Origin of the sequence: Rhodoferax sp. (genome assembly GCF_010365055.1) — a bacterium.
Lineage (GTDB): Bacteria > Pseudomonadota > Gammaproteobacteria > Burkholderiales > Burkholderiaceae_C > Rhodoferax.
Genome location: NZ_JAAFHA010000016.1, coordinates 39874 through 56505, shown reverse-complemented (window position 1 = coordinate 56505; position 16632 = coordinate 39874). Strand labels below are relative to the sequence as shown.

Below are 16632 nucleotides of genomic sequence, written 5' to 3'. Positions count from 1 at the left end.
TGGCGGGCAGACTGGTGCAGCAAGCCGGTGATGCCTTGCAGGTTGTTCTTGATGCGGTGATGCACTTCGCGCACCAGGGCGGTCCGCTGAACAGCCTCGGCCTGTTCACGCTGATGGGCCTGCAAGGCACTGGCGGTGGTGTCGGTCAGGCTGCCGACGTAATGCGTGAGCCGACCCTGCGCATCCGTGACCACCGTGGTGCTAACTCTTGCCGGGTAGACCTCGCCATTCTTGCGGCGCTGCCACATCTCGCCCTGCCAAGTGCCGGTGTTGTGAATATCACGCCACACACTGTCATAGAACGCGGCGGTGTGGCGCCCCTCGGGCCGCAACAGCCGGGGCGTCTGCCCCAAGGCTTCCTGCTGCGAGTAGCCGGTCATGTCGATGAAGGCCTGGTTGACCCGCAAGAATTTTTGCTCCACATCCATCACCACCAGAGCCTCTTGGCATTCAAAGGCAATCGCGGCGATGCGCATCACCTCTTCGGCCTGCTTGCGCTGGGTGATATCGCGGGTCACGCCGATGAAATGCGCCAACTGCCCCTGCTCATCGCGCACGGGCGAGATGGTCAGCTCGTTCCAGAACGTGCTGCCGTCTTTGCGGTAGTTCAGAATTTCACCGGCGAACTCCGCGCTGTTCTTCAGGGCCAGGCGCATCGCATCGACGGCGCGCGGATCAGTCAACGGCCCCTGCAGAAAGCGGCAATTCTGGCCCAGGGTCTCCGATGGGCTGTAGCCAGAAATAGACACGAAAGCGTCATTGACCGAAATGATGCACTGGTCAGGGGTCGTGATGAGCACGCCTTGTGAGACGGCTTTAAGGGCACTGTCGCTGACGCGCAGGGTCGCCTCAAGCAGCTTGCGCTGCGTGATGTCGCTCAACACCAGCCGCTGCACACGGGCGCCGCCTTCCTCCATGGTGATGGCTCGGATCAGCGCCCAGAACAGCGTGCCATCGCGCCTGGCCAAGCGCAGCTCGCACACCTGAGGCGCCCCGGTGTCGGCCACCTGTTGACCCAGCCGGAAATAAATGGCCTGGTCTGGTGCGCCAATGAAACGGGTGATGGGCTGGCGCAGCAACGCGCGCCGGGGCAGCCCCAGCAGCGCGGCGGCGGTGAGGTTGGCCTGCAGGATCAGACCCGCTGCGCTGACGGTGCAATGACCGACCGGCGCGAGATCGTCAAAGTCGGAAAGAGTCAGCTGCGAGGCAGCCAGTTCATCGCGCGTGCGGCGCAGTTCGTCGTTCTGCAACTCCAGCGCATTCTGGGACACGCGCAGTTCTTGAATGGTCGCCTGCAGCGCTTGCGGCGATAGCTCGCCGCTGTACGCCGGCAAGCGGCCATCAGGTGGTTGCAGCGCTATGTCGGCGCGCGGGCGCAACGGCTGCTCGGCATTGGCAGACGGGAATGAGGAATTCAAGTGATTGCGGGACTGCATCGGCTTTGATGGTACCTGAACGAACGTTCCTGGCGGGCCAGCTCAAGCTGCGCCAGGCGACCCCTTCCGGCGGGCGCCCTGCCACACCTTGAATTTATGCCAAAACAGCCGCCAGCCCTTATGGTATAAGCCTGACAAGCTACTTATACGATAGTAATAAGAGATCCAGCACGGGCGCAAACAAGGCTCGGCGGTGAGCGTCAGGACCTGGCTGCGATGGCGCCTGAAATTGAGGCTTCGGTCATGGTCGGAGGCGCTCGGCGGGAGCACTTCTCATCGACAATGCCCACATCCGCCGGGGCCCCGCGCCCGGCTGTCATGTCGGCCTTTATTTGGAGTTTGCATGCCCGCACAAGCCTTGTTACAGCGTTTGAACATCCCCCTGCTCGCCAATGGCGTCAGCCTGCTCAGCCATGCCCCCGACGGCCCCGGCCCAGCCGCTTTCCTGCGCTGCTGCTCCCCGATTGACGGCGCTGTCATTGCCGAGGTGCCGCGCATGACGCCCGCGCAGGCCGACGCTGCCGCCGAGCGCGCCCACGCCGCCTACCTGCGCTGGCGTCTGGTGCCTGCGCCCCGGCGCGGCGAACTGGTGCGCCTGCTCGGTGACGAGCTGCGCGCGCACAAGCAGGCGCTGGCCGAGTTGGTGACGCTTGAGGTCGGCAAGGTCAGCGCCGAGGGCCTGGGCGAGGTGCAGGAGATGATCGACATCTGCGACTTTGCCGTCGGCCTGTCGCGCCAGCTGCACGGCCTGACCATCGCCAGCGAGCGCCCCGGCCACCGCATGATGGAAACCTGGCAACCGCTGGGCGTGGTCGGCGTCATCACGGCCTTCAATTTTCCGGTGGCGGTGTGGGCCTGGAACGCGGCGCTGGCGCTGGTGTGTGGCGACGCGGTGCTGTGGAAGCCGTCCGAAAAAGCGCCGCTGTGCGCGCTGGCGGTGCAGGCGCTGTTTGAGCGCGCCTGCCAGCGCTTTGGCGAGTCTGATCTGACGCGTGACCTGTCACAGGTGGTGCTGGGCTTGGCCGATGTGGGCCAGGCGCTGGTGGAGCATCCGCGCCTGGCCCTGATCTCCGCCACCGGTAGCACCGGCATGGGCCGCGCCGTCGGCCAGCGGGTGGCCGCGCGCTTTGGCCGCTGCCTGCTGGAGCTCGGCGGCAATAACGCCATCATCGTGACACCCTCCGCCGACCTGGACCTGGCGGTGCGCGCCGTGGCGTTTGCGGCCGCGGGCACCGCTGGCCAGCGCTGCACCTCGGCGCGCCGCTTGGTCGTGCATGAGGCGGTGTACGACGCCCTGCTGGGGCGGCTTCAAGGCGCTTACGCCAGCTTCAAGATCGGCGCGCCGCAAGACGAAGGCACTTTGCTCGGCCCGCTGATCGACCAAGCCGCCTTTGCGGCGATGCAGGCGGCGCTGGCCCAGGCCCGACTTGAAGGTGGTCAGGTGACGGGTGGCGAGCGTGTGCTGATGCAGCAGTACCCGAACGCCTTCTACGTCAGCGCCGCGCTGGTGGAGATGCCCGCGCAAACCGATCTGGTGCGCCACGAAACCTTTGCGCCCATTCTCTACGTGCTCAAGTACCAGACGCTGGCGCAGGCGATTGACTTGAACAACGACGTGCCGCAAGGCTTGTCGTCGGCGATTTTCACCACCGACCTGCGCGAGGCCGAGACCTTCATGTCGGTGGCCGGTTCCGACTGCGGCATTGCCAACGTCAACCTGGGCACCTCGGGCGCCGAGATTGGCGGCGCCTTTGGCGGCGAGAAGGAAACCGGCGGTGGCCGTGAATCGGGCTCCGACGCCTGGAAGGGCTACATGCGCCGCGCCACCAACACCATCAATTACTCCGGCGAGTTGCCGCTGGCACAGGGCGTGCGCTTCGATATTTGATTGGTCACTGCTGAAATTGATGTCCGCCAGGGTCAGCAACGCGCCTTGTCCGGCCGACCGCAAGGCAGCGGCAGGAGACTTTTCCACTCGCAATCGAAGTTGACGGACGCGTCTGGTTAGGTACAGGATTTCAGCGACTTTGTTGGGAAAATTGCTGTTTTCTCGCGCGAACGTGACTGTGAATGCTGGTCGGCTTTCGAGGCAGGGTGTACAGTCACACGGGTCGTGATTGCCCAAATGAATGAGGCTCTAGAGGCCTCGCATATTGTCAAGAGACAAACCTCGAATATTTTCACTGATGACGAATCCCTTGCCCCACGAACGCGAGTCCAGGATTCGGGCGTTATTTGACGAGTACATTGAGCAGTACGCCTCGCGTGATGATCGCCTAACAACCCGATTCAGCGACAACTTCAGCGGCTACACCGGCGGCGGAAGTTTCCTGGTCAGGGACCGCGCCGAGTGGGTCAAAATTACGCGACAGGACTTCGCGCAGGTGACGGGTCGTATCCGCATCGAGATGGTGGACCTCTTGCTGCAGGACATCAGCGCTGACGTGGTCGTCGCCACTGCCTTCTTTCACATTCACTTGCCCGGCCCAGAACATGTTTTGTCGAGGGAAGTGGCGCGACTGGTCCTGATTTTTCGTCTGGAGTCAGAGGACTGGAAAATTGTGCACAGTGGCATCTCGATTCCCTACCACCTGGTGCAGGACGGTGAGGTCTATCCACTGAAGGGCCTGCAGGAGCGAAACAGCGCACTTGAAGCGGTGATTGAGGCGCGTACCAAAGAGCTTCACGACAGTGAGGCACTCTACCGCCTGCTGACAGAAGAAACCTTGGATGTTGTCTGGAAGACCGACCGCAACCTTTGCATCACCTATATCAGTCCGGCTGACGAGCGCCTTCGAGGCTACTCGGCCGACGAAATGCTGGGGCGCCACGTTTTTGACATGTTGACCGATGAAGGCATGGCTACGGTGAAGGCAATTTTGCACAATGAGATAGAGCCTGAAGAAATAAGCGTAAGGGAAGGCTACCGGACCTTTTCAGTACAACATCGCTGCAAAGACGGCAGGTTGCTCTGGGGCGAAGTTCTTGCCAGGCCCGAGCGCGATGCGCAAGGAACGATCACCGGATACCACGGCACCACGCGGGAAAGTACCGAGCGCGTGCGTCTGGAAGCCGAAGTGCGCAGATTGGCCTTCTACGATCCGCTTACCCGCTTGCCCAACCGGCGTTTGCTCCATGATCGATTGAACCAAGTCATGGTCGCCAGCAAGCGCAGTACATGCCATGGTGCAGTGATGATGCTTGATCTGGATAGCTTCAAATCGCTCAATGACACGCATGGGCACATGGCGGGAGATTTACTGTTGACGGAGGTGGCCCGGCGTTTGACGGCTTGCGTGCGCGAGATGGACACCGTGGCCCGTTTTGGCGGTGATGAGTTTGTGGTGGTGCTCGGCGAATTGAAAGTGGACGAAGCGGCATCGACAGCGCAAGCGCAGATGGTGGCTGAAAAGATTCGCGTCAGTTTATCCGAGCCCTACTGGCTGACTTTCAGCCATGGGGGGCAGGCAGAGACGACGGTCGAGCATCGTTGCTCCGCAAGCATCGGCGTGGTGGTGTTCATCAACCATGAGGCGAGTCAAAATGACATCCTGAAATGGGCCGATGCGGCAATGTACTGGGCCAAGGAGGCGGGCCGCAATGCGGTACGGTTCTATGGGGCAAAAGTCCAGTCTTGAACGGCTGTCATCAGAGAAACTCAGTGTCCGCTGTCAATCTAGCCGACATCGGCGGCATCTTGGCGCTGGGGGTTGGCAGTTTTAACCGAAAAACTTTCGTTATCGATCAGACCAATAACGCGCCACGCCAACTGGGTGAGTTCTCTTGCCATGGCGTCAGCGTTCAGGCGACCGTCGGGGCGGTACCAGGCATAGAGAAAGCCGGGCAGACTGCATGCCGCCAGCGCGGTAATGCGCGTCTCGTTGAAGTCAAACTTGCCGTCGCGCCGACCCTGCTCGAGCAGGGGACATAAGCGATCATAAAAATGATTGGCCAATTGCTTCTGTGCCGCCAGGTACTCAGGGCGATAGACCTGGGGTTCGCGGTAGCCAAAAAATGCCGCCGGGTAGTGGGCAATGGTGGCGCGGATCAGGCGATCCAACCCTTCGGTGACCTTGACATGCGCTGGGCGCGTGTCATCAGGGCAGAAGTCCATGGTCGTGAAACACGCCACGGCCGCGCGCCAGGACAGGGTCTCAAAAATCTCCTGCTTGTTTTGAAAATAGTAATACACAAATGGCTTGCTGACCCCCAGCTCGCAGGCCACCTGCGCCAGCGTGGTATGGGCGTAACCCTGGGCGGCGAACAGGCGCTCGGCGACTTGGAGGATGCGCTCGCGCTTGGCGTCGGTGCCGGGCGTGGCGCTCTGCTGACGGCGCTTGGGCGAGATGGCGGAAGATGAAGTACGGGAGCGGACCATAGGCTAATTGTCACCTAAGTTATACCAAGAGGTAGGAGCATCCTACCAACGGGTATATATTGACATGCAGGCGATTGACAGATGCCTCACTTAACCACGAAAGTGTCACCATGCCAACAGTTCCAGCGCCCCCCATCAACAGACCCCTACACGACTACCTGCGTGCTCAGGCCAGGACGCAACCCGACAAAGCCGCTTACCTGTGGTACGGCCACGGCATCAGCTACGCCGAGCTCGATCGCGCCAGTGATGCCTTTGCGGCCCGACTGGCGGCGCTGGGGGTCAAAAAAGGCGACCCGGTGGCGCTGTTCCTGAACAATTGCCCGCAGTACGTGATGGCGCATTACGCCATCCAGAAACTCGGCGCCATCGTCTGCCCGTGCGGGCCGCTCAACAAGGAGCACGAGTTGCTCTACCAACTGGGCGACTTGCAGGCGCGCGTGATCATCGCCGCCGACAACCTGCTGCCGGTGGTGGCGCAGGTGCGCAGCCAGACCGCACTGACCCATGTGTTTGCCGTGCGCTATGCCGACTTGCTGCCCGAGCAGCCGAGCGTGACCGTCCCCGCTGAATTGCTGGCGATAAAAGCCCAGCCCCAGCAACTGCCGGCCGATGTGGAAGACTTCATGGCGGCCACCCAGGGCACGGCCACGCCGCCGCCGGTGGCGCTGGCCATGGACGACGTCGCGCTGATGACCTACACCTCGGGCACCACCGGCTTGCCCAAGGGGGCCATGCTGACTTATGGCAACGCCTTGTACAAATCGGCCGCGGCGGCCAACTGCAATGGCGTCAGCCACGATGATGTGTTGCTGGCAATTGCGCCGCTGTATCACATCGCCGGCATGGTGATGGGCATCAACGTCACGATGTTCACGGGAGCGACCACCGTGTTGATGTACCGTTTTGACCCGCTGGCGGTGCTGCAGGCGATCGACCGCCACCGCGTGACCTGGTGGTACAGCATTGCGCCGATGAATGTGTTTGCCATGCAGGTGCCCACTGCCAGGGAGTTCGATTTGTCGAGCTTGCGCATGAACCCGGTGACCAGCTTCGGCGTCACCTTGACCGAGGCGCTGGCCCGGCAATGGCAGGCCCTGGCACCGAACTGCGAGTCGTTTGAAGCGGCCTACGGCTTGAGCGAAACCCACACGGTGGACACCTACATGCCGCACGATGCAATCCGCTGGGGCACGCAGGGCAAGGCGATTCCGGGCAACGAGATCCGCATCCTGGACGCCGAGTCGGGCCGTGTCTGCGCCAGCGGCGAGGTCGGCGAGATCGTGCTGCGCAGCGCCGGTGTCTTCAAGGGCTACTGGAACAAGCCCGAGGCCACGGCGCAGACGCTGCGCGACGGCTGGGTTTACACCGGCGACATGGGCAAGCTGGACGCCGATGGCTACCTGACCTTCATCGGCCGCTTCAAGGAGATGATCAAGGTCTCGGGCTACAGCGTGTTCCCCGAAGAAGTGGAAACAATCTTGATCAAGCACCCGGCCATTGCCCAGGCCGCCGTGATTGGCGTGCCCGACCCCGACAAGGGCGAAGTGGTGAAGGCCTTTGTTGTGCTGAAGCCGGGCCAGAACGCCAGCGCCGCGGAGATTGTGGCCTGGTCGCGCGCCAACATGGCCACCTACAAGGCACCTCACGACGTGCAGCTGATGACCGCCCTGCCGACCACCGGCGCGGGCAAAGTGTTGCGCCGCCTGCTGAAAGACCCGGCGCCATCCGCCGACCTCACGCCACCCGCCACAAAGCAAACCCATGACTGAAATTCGCTCCCCCCTGCAGGCCCAGATCGTCCAGTGGCACGTGCAGCCTGGTGACAGCGTCCAGGCCGGTGACCTGCTGGTCATTCTGGAAGCGATGAAGATGGAGCACGAGTTGCGCGCCCCCCAGGCCGGGCGCGTGAGCGAGCTGTTTTTTGCCAATGGCGAGTTGGTGGCAGAAGCTGATTTACTCCTGAATATAGAGCTACTCAAGCAGACAGGACGGGGGCTAGAGCCGGATTTGTCATATAAGACGCCGGAAACCACCCGGCCCTCGTTGGCGGTTCGCGCTGAGGCACCCGTCCCGCGCCCGCTCGCAGGAGCAGCAGGGAACACCGCGCCGCGCCCGGACCTGCAACGGGTGCTTGATCGCCAGGCCCACACGCTCGATGCCAACCGCCCCGAGGCTGTCGCCAAGCGCCACGCGCTGGGTCAGCGCAGCGCGCGCGAAAACATCGCCGATTTATGTGATGCCGACTCCTTCATCGAATACGGCGCGATGGCCGTGGCGGCCCAGAGCCGCCGTCGCTCCGAACAAGACCTGATCCAGAACACCCCCGCCGACGGCATGGTGACCGGCATCGGCAGCGTCAACCAGGCGCTGTTTGGCCCCGAGCACAGCCGCGCGGTGGTGATGGCCTACGACGCCACCGTGCTGGCCGGCACGCAAGGCCTGCGCAACCACCAGAAGACCGACCGCATGCTGGGCCTGGCCCTGGAGCAAAAGCTGCCCGTTCTGCTGTTTGCCGAAGGCGGCGGCGGCCGCCCGGGCGACGTCGATATGCCGATCGTGGCCGGGCTGCATGTGGGCACTTTTGCCAGCTTCGCGCGCCTGAATGGCCAGGTGCCGGTGGTCGGCATCGTGGCGGGTCGCTGCTTTGCCGGCAATGCGGCCTTGCTGGGCTGCTGTGACGTGATCATCGCCACCGACAACAGCAACATCGGCATGGGCGGCCCGGCCATGGTCGAGGGCGGCGGCCTGGGGGTTTTCAGGCCAGAACAGATTGGCCCCAGCGGGGTGCAACACGGCAATGGCGTCATCGATATTCTGGTGGCGGACGAGAGGGCGGCGGTGGCGGCGGCGCGGCATTACCTGTCGTTCTTTCAGGGCCGGGTCAGCAACTGGCAGGCGCCGGACGTACAGGCGCTGCGTGACGTGGTGCCGGAAAACCGCTTGCGCGTCTATGACACGCGCGCCGCGATCACGGGCATGGCTGATGAGGGCAGCGTGTTGTTTCTACGCAGCGGCTTTGGCTTGGGGCTCCACACCGCGTTGGCGCGCCTGGAGGGCCGCCCGGTCGGCATCCTGGCCAACAACCCGCTGCACCTGGGCGGCGCCATCGACGCCAATGCGGCCGACAAGGCAGCACGCTTCATGCAACTGTGCAACGCGCACGGCTTGCCGCTGATCAGCCTGGTGGACACACCCGGCTTCATGGTCGGGCCGGACATGGAAGCCCAGGCGCAGGTGCGCCATGTGAGCCGCATGTTTATTGCGGCAGCGCATTTGCGCGTGCCGTTTTTCAGCGTGATGCTGCGCAAGGGCTACGGCCTGGGTGCCATGGCCATGACGGCCGGCGGCTTTCACTCGCCCCTAATGACCGTGGCCTGGCCGAGTGGCGAATTTGGCGCCATGGGCTTGGAGGGCGCCGTGCGACTGGGCTACCGCAAGGAACTGCAGGCGTTGCCTGAAGGGCCGCAGCGCGAGGCCTTGTTCCAGCAACTGCTGGCCAAACAGTACCACAACGGCAGCGCCATCCACATGGCCGCCACGCTGGAGATTGACGCCGTGATTGACCCGGCGCAAACCCGCGCCTGGCTGGTGCGGGGCTTGCAGATGCAGCGTGAACTGCCGCAGGCAAGCGGGTTGGCCATTGACGCCTGGTAGGCCAACTCGATTGGGCGGGCACCGGTTTCGATTTCATAATGCACCCTGTCACACAGGGAGCTGCAATGGATCGGACCGAACGTTTCTACATGATCTTGGGGCTGCTGCGTCGCCAGACGGTTGTCAGCTTTGCCACACTACAGACAGCACTTGAAGTCTCGCGCTCCACGCTCAAACGTGACCTGAGTTACCTCAGCACCCGACTGAACAACCCCATCGCCTACAGCCGCGAGCTCGGCGGCTACAGCCTTGAAAAAGCCGATGGCGAAAGTGGCATCCCCCACGAGTTGCCGGGGCTGTGGTTCTCGGCCACTGAAATTCATGCCCTGCTGACCGTGCAACATTTGTTGTCGGGGCTGGATACAGGCGGCTTGCTCAATACCCACATCGCCCCATTCATTGACCGTCTCAACACACTGTTGGGGCACGAAGGCAACGAAGACGCCACCCAACTGCGCCGCCGCGTGCGCATCATCGGCCTGGCGCACCGCAGTGTCACTCCGCGTCACTTTGAGCGCGTGGCCACCGCCCTGGCGCAGCGCAAGCGGCTGCACATTGCCTACTGCGCCCGAGGGACCGGCGAAGCCAGCGCGCGTGAGGTGTCGCCCCTGCGCCTGGTGCACTACCGGGGCAACTGGTATCTGGACGCATGGTGTCACTTGCGCCAAGGTCTGCGCAACTTTGCCCTCGATGCCATGGCCGAAGTTCAACTGTTGGACCGCCCGGCACGCGACGTCAGCGACGCCAAACTTGATGCCACTTTCGGCTCCGGCTACGGCATTTTTTCCAGCGGCACCCTGCGCTGGGCACGCTTGCGCTTCACGCCCGAGCGCGCCCGCTGGGTGGCGCAAGAGCAGTGGCATCCGCAGCAAGACGGCAAGCACCAAGCCGACGGTGGCTACCTGCTGCGCATCCCCTACACCGACCACCGCGAGCTGATCATGGACATCCTCAAACACGGCGCGCACTGCGAAGTGCTGGGCCCCACCAGCCTGCGCCAGGTGGTGGGGGATGAGGTGAAAAAGATGGGTGAAAAATATTTTTGAGTCGTGGGAGAGTGGGTCATGTGGTGACCCTCAGCGCATGTAAGCTTCCCCCAATGCTTAACAAAACCCAATGAGGCTAAAACCTATCGCCCACGTCCGGGAAGCGGATGGCTCCATCCAGTGGCTGCCAGATCACTTGATCGGTGTATCGATGCTGGCCAGAGATTTTGCTCGAAAGATCGGTCTGGCCGAGCAGGGTGAACTAATGGGCTTGCTGCACGATCTAGGCAAATACAGCGAAGAGTTCCAGAACTATCTGAAATCTGCGGTTGAATTGCTCAATCCCGATGAAGACGAAGATTTTGTCAATGCCAAGGGACTCAAGGGCAAGGTGGATCACTCCACTGCTGGGGCTCAATTGGTCTGGCGCGAGCTTTCACAATTGGGACAAATCGGCCAGATCGTCGGGCAGGTACTGGCCTTGTGCATCGCCTCCCATCACTCTGGGCTGATTGATTGCCTGACCTCTGACTTGAATAGCCTGGGCGAAGATTCGTTCACCAAACGCATGAGCAAACTGGACGACCGAACTCATTTGATTGAAGCGCGCGCCGCAGCCGATGAAGCCATCGTGTCGCGCATGCGCGAACTCATCACCCAACCATCAATGATTGGAGGGGTGAGCGCTGCAATCGGCAAAGTTGTCCGTGCGGCACCTGAGAAAAATGATAAAGGCATTGTTTCTCAGCAGCATATTGGACTGCTTGTTCGCTTCTTGTTCAGTTGTTTAATTGACGCAGACCGCATAGATACGGCTGACTTTGAGAGTCCAAAGCATGCCAAGCTGCGAATGCGTGGCAGCTACGCAGCATGGGACGCATTAATCGTTCGTTTGGAAAGGCATCTGGCGGCCTTTGAGCCCAAGCTACCAATCGACGATCTACGCCAAGACATCTCGCGCCATTGTCTGGATGGCGCATCACGTTCCAAAGGCATCTATACATTGACCGTGCCAACTGGCGGCGGAAAAACACTGGCGAGCCTGCGCTTCGCTCTGCATCATGCGCACAAACACGCAATGGATCGCGTGATCTACGTCATCCCTTTCACATCGATCATTGATCAAAACGCAGAAGTGGTCCGAAGCATTCTTGAGCCCCAAGGTGTGACACCGGGCACGGTGCTCCTTGAGCATCACTCCAATCTGACCCCTGAGCAGCAGACTTGGCGCGGGAAAATACTTTCTGAAAACTGGGATGCGCCTATCGTTTATACGACCAGCGTTCAGTTTTTGGAAACTTTGTTCGGTTCTGGTACGCGGGGGGCACGGCGCATGCACCAACTGGCCAACGCGGTGCTGATCTTCGATGAAATCCAGACTCTGCCTATCAACTGTGTTCATCTTTTCAACAACGCCATCAATTTTCTGGTTGAGCAGTGCGGCAGCACCGTTGTGCTGTGTACAGCTACTCAGCCACTGCTAAATAAGGTCGATGCAGACAAGGGCGCTATTCGCATTCCTGATGGCAATGAACTTATGCCGGATATTAAGAAATTGTTTGATGACTTGAAGCGGGTCGAGGTCAAGAACCGTCGTAAACCCGGCGGTTGGACGATGGAGGAAATTGCACTACTGGCACAAGAGGAAACGCTGAGGGCGAACAGTTGCCTGGTCATTGTCAATACCAAGAATTCGGCGCAAACCATCTACCGGCTTTGCAAGAAGCATGCAACCATTCCGGTCTACCACCTGAGCACAAATATGTGCCCTGCACATCGCAAGTCCATACTAGCTGAAGTACGGATTCGTCTTGAAAAGCAGGAGCAAACGCTACTCGTCAGCACCCAACTGATTGAAGCGGGTGTGGATGTGGACTTTGGTGCGGTCATTCGGTTCATGGCAGGTTTGGACTCCATAGCCCAGGCATCGGGGCGGTGCAATCGCAATGGTCGATCAGCGTTGGGGATTGTTCATGTCGTCAATCCACAAGACGAAAACCTGAGCATGCTGCCGGACATCAGTATCGGCCGTGACAAGGCTGACCGTGTGTTCAGTGACTATGAGGCCAACCCAGCAAAATTTGGCAATAACCTGATTGGGTTAAAAACCTTGGACTGGTATTACCAGAACTACTTTTTTGCAAGAGCCGGTGAAATGGTTTATCCAGTTTCAGAGAAGGTAGTCGGGCATAAAGACTCACTGCTTAATCTGCTGGCCGTCAATACGCACGCTACGGCAGAGCACTGCAGAACCAAGGGTCAGGCACCCAATATTTACCTGCGGCAATCTTTCATGTCTGCAGCCAAGGCTTTCAAGGCGATCGATGCACCGACACGCGGGGTGATTGTTCCTTATGGTCAGGCGGGCAAAGACCTGATTGCTGATTTATGCGGCGCATACATGCCGGCGAAGGAGTTTGAACTGTTGCGTCAGGCCCAACAGTTCAGTGTGAATGTATTCCCGAACGTTCTTGAGACACTGCAAAAAGCTGGGGTTGTGCAAGAAGTTCGGAAAGAAACCGGAATTTTGTTTTTGATTGATTCCCGCTACTACAGCGAGGAGTTTGGTCTTTCAACAACACCTGAAGGAAATATGGAGGTTCTTTATGGCTAACCGAAACAGCATTGAATTTAAGGTGTCGGCGCGGCACGCCTTGTTCACCGATCCACTGAGCAGAATTGGTGGGGAAAAGTGTTCGTACCACATCCCTACTTACGAGGCACTCAAAGGCATTGCCAAGTCGATTTACTGGAAGCCCACGTTCATCTGGGTGATTGACGAAGTGCGCGTGATGAAGCGTGTTCGCACGCAGACGAAGGGAACCAAGCCGCTGGATTTCGGAGGTGGAAACACCTTGGCGATTTACACCTTTTTGGTAGACGTGGAATACCAGGTTGGCGCTCATTTTGAGTGGAATTTGCATCGGCCGGAATTGGCGGACGATCGAATTGAAGGTAAGCACCTCACCATCGCCAGACGCATGTTGGAGCGAGGCGGACGGCAGGACGTTTTTCTCGGTACACGCGATTGCCAGGGCTACGTCGAACCTTGTGTTTATGGGGAAGAAGTAGGTGCCTATGACAGTGACGGGGAACTGGCGTTTGGTCTGACGTTTCACGGGTTTGACTACCCTGATGAAACTGGGGACAAACAGCTGCATGCGCGCTTTTGGCGACCAATCATGATCGATGGTCGTATCCGCTTTGCACGCCCAGAGGACATCACTGTTCGCAAATTTGTTCGGGATATGGGTGTTAAAAAATTCGGCACAAAAAATATGAAAAACGTCGAAGCCGAAGCATCTGAATTGGAGGATTGACGTGAGCTGGGTTCAAAAACTTTATGAAACCTACGAGCAGTGTTGGGGGCGGGAAGCGCCTGGTGAGATCGGGTTGCTCCCTATAGGCCACACCCCGCAGCAAGCTCACGTCGAAATCACGATTGATGCGGATGGAAACTTCAAGGGTGCAAGAACTGTTCAGAAAGTGGAAACCGTCATACCGGCAACGGAACAGTCGGCCGGGCGTGTCGGAACAAAGCCACCGCCACATCCTTTATGCGACAAGGTTCAATACTGCGCCGTTGATTACCCCCACTATGGCGGGAAAAAACCAAGTTTCTTTAGGGAATACGAGGAGCAACTCAATGCGTGGTGTACCTCGGAATTCAGCCATCCCAAAGCAAAGGCAGTACTTCAATATGTCAGAAAGGGTCGTTTGGTGCAGGACTTAGTGAATGAAAAAGTCCTCCACCTTGGTACAGACGGAATACTGTTTACCCGATGGACAAGCGAAGAGCAAGCCCCGAATATTTTTCGGTATTTGACCGCCAAAGACGGGGAAAGGGATCAAGGCGATGCCTTCGTTCGTTGGCAGGTCTGGGAGCTAGACAATCCGTGTACTGCTGTTTGGGAAGATAAGCCCTTGCAAAACGCTTGGGCTGCATACGATGCCAGCACCAAAAAATTAACCGGCGTTTGTATGGTGACTGGTGATGCCCAAGCCGCACTTGCCGCTAGTCACCCCAAGAGAATCCGCCATGCGGGGGATGGTGCCAAGCTCATTAGTGCCAATGACGATTCAGGCTACACCTTTCTGGGCAGGTTCACCGACAAAACGGGGTTGCAAGCCTGTGGTGTTGGCTATGAGGTGACCCAGAAGGCGCATAACGCGCTGCGTTGGCTGATCCAGAGACAAGCGTATCGAAATGAAGATCAAGTTATTGTTACCTGGGCTGTTGCCGGTAAACCGGTGCCTGATCCATTCAAGGATTCACTTTCACTTTTTTTGAGTGGTGAAGACGCTTCCGAATCTGTGCTGGATGAACTGCAGGCTGATGTTGGTGACGTTGGTCAAGCTTTTGCCTTGAGGCTAAAGAAAGCCATCGCGGGATACCGCGCAAAGCTTGATCCGACCGACGACATCATCGTCATGGGACTTGATTCGGCGACACCGGGGCGCATGGCCATTTCTTTCTACCGGGAGCTGAAAGGCTCTGAATTCCTTGATCGACTTCAGTCTTGGCACGAGAAATTTGCTTGGCTGCAAAACTTCGGCAAGGACTCCAAATTTGTTGGCGCGCCCGCCCCGCGCGATATCGCAGAGGCTGTTTATGGTCGCCGTATCGACTACAAGTTGCGAAGAAGCACGATTGAGCGGCTACTGCCTTGCATTGTTGATAGCCAGCCGTTCCCACGCGATCTTGTTGATTCAGTTGTACGACGGTCTTGTAATCGCGTCGGCATGGAGCACTGGGAGTGGGAGAAAAATCTTGGGATTGCCTGCTCTTTGTTCAAAGGCTTTTTTAATGAAAGGGACTATCAAATGACATTGGAAACAGACCGGACATCCCGGGACTACCTCTACGGACGCCTTCTGGCTGTGGCTGAGCACATTGAGGGCCGAGCGCTTTACGTTGGAAAAGAGACGCGAGACACCACTGCGGCCAAATTGATGCAGCGCTTCGCCGACCGACCTGCCAGCACGTGGCGGACAATTGAATTGGCTCTAGCACCGTCGAAATCACGCTTGCGAGCCAAGCGCCCCGCGTTTCTTTACGAAATGGAAAAGCTGCATGACACCATCGTTTGCAGCTTTGTTGGCGATGATTTTCTTGACGACAAGAAGCTTTCCGGTGAGTTTTTGCTCGGATACCACTGCCAACGACGGGAATTGAATCCACCAAAAATTGATGCGAGCAACAGCGCTGAAGACACCCCTACTGAATAAACAACCAAGGAGCCCAACATGACAACCTTACAAAACAAAATTGACTTCGCTGTGATTCTGCGCGTGAAAAACGCCAACCCGAACGGAGACCCGCTTAACGGAAATCGCCCGCGTACTGACTATTCAAATTTCGGCGAAATGACCGATGTTTCCATCAAACGGAAGATTCGTGACCGATTGCTTGAGCGCTGGATAGCGGATGGCAGAGCAGATGATGGAAACATGATATTTGTGCAGTCTGATGATCGAAAGGCAGATGACTGCAAGAGCTTGCGGTCACGTGCTGAAGCTGGTTTGGATAAGGAATTGGGATCAGATAAGACGGTCACGCTGGCTTGTGCCAAATGGTTTGACGTACGTGCTTTTGGTCAGTTGTTTGCGCTCAAGAGCAACAAGAAAGCCGGCAAAAAGAAAGAAGACGGTAGCGAAGATGAGGGTGACACCGGTGTGTCGATTGGCATTCGGGGACCAGTGACGGTTCAATCTGCTTTCAGTGTGGAACCGATTGATGTCATCAGCACGCAAATTACAAAAAGTGTCAACGGCGAAGATACCAAGGATGGGAAACGGAGTCCCGACACGATGGGCATGAAGCACCGCGTTGATCACGGCATCTACCGCTTCTACGGCAGCATGAATCCGCAATTGGCCGAAAAAACCCGGTTTTCTGATAACGATGCAGATGCCATGAAAAAAGTGCTGCCGAAGTTATTTGAGAACGATGAGTCCTCAGCCAGGCCAGCGGGCAGCATGGAGGTAATCAAAGTCATTTGGTGGAAACACAATTGCAAGTCAGGGCAGTACTCCTCGGCCAAAGTGCATCGGAGCCTGACAGTTCACCCTGACGGCACGTACACGATTGACGATCTGGCTGGACTTGAGCCTGAATGCATTGATGGATTTTGAGTGGGTCACAACGCTGCTGAAAATGAACCCGCTAAAAGGA

Annotated in this window: 10 protein-coding genes and 1 pseudogene; 9 read left to right on the top strand and 2 right to left on the bottom strand. The window is 58.7% G+C overall.

The genetic code is table 11. From position 1 onward, the window contains the following. On the bottom strand, positions 1 to 1418 hold a 1418-nt coding region (locus tag GZ093_RS06235), incomplete at its 3' end, for a PAS domain-containing protein (RefSeq protein ID WP_296483568.1). A gap of 361 nt (positions 1419 to 1779) precedes the next feature. On the opposite strand from GZ093_RS06235, the gene GZ093_RS06230 reads away from it, so the two are divergent. Then, complete coding sequence (locus GZ093_RS06230) at positions 1780 to 3324, top strand: aldehyde dehydrogenase family protein (RefSeq protein WP_296483565.1); 1545 nt, start codon at positions 1780 to 1782, stop codon at positions 3322 to 3324. Between the two features lie 298 nt (positions 3325 to 3622). Then, positions 3623 to 5074, top strand: coding sequence for a diguanylate cyclase (locus GZ093_RS06225; RefSeq protein WP_296483562.1), 1452 nt, complete (start codon positions 3623 to 3625; stop codon positions 5072 to 5074). A 38-nt stretch (positions 5075 to 5112) separates the two neighbouring features. Here GZ093_RS06225 and GZ093_RS06220 read toward each other — a convergent pair whose 3' ends face one another. Next, positions 5113 to 5814, bottom strand: a complete 702-nt coding sequence (locus tag GZ093_RS06220) for a TetR/AcrR family transcriptional regulator (RefSeq protein ID WP_296483559.1) — start codon at positions 5812 to 5814, stop codon at positions 5113 to 5115. A gap of 110 nt (positions 5815 to 5924) precedes the next feature. Here GZ093_RS06220 and GZ093_RS06215 point away from each other — a divergent pair, with 110 nt between their 5' ends. From GZ093_RS06215 to cas7c, 7 genes and pseudogenes are all read left to right on the top strand, one after another. Then, positions 5925 to 7586, top strand: a complete 1662-nt coding sequence (locus tag GZ093_RS06215; protein WP_296483557.1) for an AMP-binding protein — start codon at positions 5925 to 5927, stop codon at positions 7584 to 7586. 1 nt (position 7587) lies between these two features. Beyond that, positions 7588 to 9471 (top strand): annotated as a pseudogene (locus GZ093_RS06210) (carboxyl transferase domain-containing protein); the annotation flags it as partial. Between the two features lie 65 nt (positions 9472 to 9536). Then, positions 9537 to 10517, top strand: a complete 981-nt coding sequence (locus GZ093_RS06205; protein ID WP_296483554.1) for a YafY family protein — start codon at positions 9537 to 9539, stop codon at positions 10515 to 10517. 70 nt (positions 10518 to 10587) lie between these two features. Further along, positions 10588 to 13071, top strand: coding sequence for a CRISPR-associated helicase Cas3' (cas3, locus tag GZ093_RS06200; RefSeq protein ID WP_296483551.1), 2484 nt, complete (start codon positions 10588 to 10590; stop codon positions 13069 to 13071). After that, positions 13064 to 13777: a type I-C CRISPR-associated protein Cas5c gene (gene cas5c, locus GZ093_RS06195; RefSeq protein WP_296483548.1), complete on the top strand. Its 714-nt coding sequence runs from the start codon at positions 13064 to 13066 to the stop codon at positions 13775 to 13777. The genes cas3 and cas5c overlap by 8 nt, the downstream gene beginning before the upstream one ends. A gap of 1 nt (position 13778) precedes the next feature. Next, on the top strand, positions 13779 to 15686 hold the full coding sequence (gene cas8c / locus GZ093_RS06190; RefSeq protein WP_296483546.1) for a type I-C CRISPR-associated protein Cas8c/Csd1: 1908 nt from the start codon (positions 13779 to 13781) through the stop codon (positions 15684 to 15686). 18 nt (positions 15687 to 15704) lie between these two features. Beyond that, complete coding sequence (gene cas7c / locus GZ093_RS06185; RefSeq protein ID WP_296483544.1) at positions 15705 to 16592, top strand: type I-C CRISPR-associated protein Cas7/Csd2; 888 nt, start codon at positions 15705 to 15707, stop codon at positions 16590 to 16592. Positions 16593 to 16632: the final 40 nt, after the last annotated feature.